1 protein-coding gene is annotated in these 1,560 nt (G+C 60.0%); it reads left to right on the plus strand.

From position 1 onward, the window contains the following. The first annotated feature begins 55 nt into the window (after positions 1–55). Positions 56–1,495 (plus strand): IS1182 family transposase, encoded by a 1,440-nt coding sequence (locus ACQR0W_RS33485; RefSeq protein WP_315716201.1) that lies wholly within the window; start codon positions 56–58, stop codon positions 1,493–1,495. Positions 1,496–1,560 lie beyond the last annotated feature (65 nt).

The following is a 1,560-nucleotide window of genomic DNA, read 5'->3' on the forward strand; positions in this document are numbered from 1 at the left end:
TGTGAAAACGCTGCGCGGCTGTTATGATTCTCCAGTGATTCTTTTGGGGGAATCGATGAGGCGCTTCGTTGAAGAGGCGGATCGTGGGCAATGGACGCTGTTGCCTGAATGCCTCGATGATTTCATTGACGAGAGCAACCCCGTTCGCGTGATCGACGCATTTGTCGAAGCGCTCGATTTGTCTGAGATGGGTTTTGAAGGGGTGGAGCCGGCAGCCACCGGTCGGCCGTCGTACCACCCCTCGGTTCTCCTGAAGCTTTACATCTACGGCTATCTGAACCGGGTGCAGTCGAGCCGGCGGCTCGAACGGGAGGCCGGCCGCAATCTCGAGGTGATGTGGCTGCTGGGTCGGCTCGCGCCCGATCACAAGACCATCGCCGACTTCCGTAAAGACAACGGCCTGGCGCTTCGCATGGTCTGTGCGCGCTTTGTCGAACTCTGCCGTGGGATGGGCCTTCTGGCGACGGCGAGCGTCGCCATCGATGGCAGCAAGTTCAAAGCCGTGAACAACCGAGACAAGAACTTCACACGGGCAAAGGTCCAACGGCGGCGTGCTCAGCTGGAGGAGAGCGTCGCGCGTTATCTGAGCCAACTTGACACGGCCGACCGCCAGGAGCCGACAGAGGCGCTGGCTGCGAAGGTGACGAGACTTGCCGAGAAGCTCACGAAGCTGAAGGAGGAAATGGGCAAGCTTGCCGCGTATGAGAAGCAGATGCTTGCGTCGTCCGATCAGCAAATCTCTCTGACCGATCCCGACAGCCGCTCGATGGCAACGAGCGGCCGCGGCTCCGGCGTTGTCGGCTACAATGTACAGGTCGCCGTGGACACCGAGCACCATCTGATTGTGACGCACGAGGTCACGAACAGCGGTTCAGATCGCGCCCAACTTGCTAACATGGCCAAACAGGCAAAGGCCGTTCTCAAGAGCGAGACGCTCGACGCTGTAGCCGATCGCGGCTACTTCAATAGCCCAGAGATCCTCGCGTGCCACGAGGCCGGAATCACGGTGACGCTGCCCAAGCCGCAGACGTCAAATGCTAAGTCGGAGGGACGCTTCGGTAAGCAGGACTTTGTCTATTTGCCAGAACAGGATGCCTATCGCTGCCCAGCTGGAGAGCGATTACCGTATCGCTATACAAACGAAGAAGACGGCAAGGTGTTGCGGCGCTACTGGACCACAGCCTGTCAAACCTGTTCGCTCAAATCCCAGTGCACGCCGGGGCCGGAGCGGCGGATTACACGGTGGGAGCACGAGCATCTGCTTGAGGCAGTGCAGCAGCGCCTTGACGCAAACCCGGAAGCGATGCGCCAGCGGCGCGAGACGGTCGAACATCCGTTCGGCACGATGAAGGCCCGTATGGGAGCGACGCACTTCCTCACTAAATCGCTCCCAAAAGTAGCCGCCGAGATGGCCCTATCGGTTCTGGCCTACAACCTCACACGGGTCATGAACATCGTCGGGGTCAAGCCGTTGATCGCGGCAATCACAGCCTGAGAAACGCCCGCGTCCTCGTGGTCAGGACGGACGTCCGCAAGGCCGTTTTTACACGACCAAGACCC

Origin of the sequence: Bradyrhizobium sp. HKCCYLRH1034 (assembly GCF_051168375.1) — a bacterium.
GTDB lineage: Bacteria > Pseudomonadota > Alphaproteobacteria > Rhizobiales > Xanthobacteraceae > Bradyrhizobium.

Coding starts and splice junctions, on each gene's coding strand:
- ACQR0W_RS33485 (WP_315716201.1), top strand. CDS start 56: ATGAGGCGCTTCGTTGAAGAGGCGGATCGTGGGCAATGGACGCTGTTG.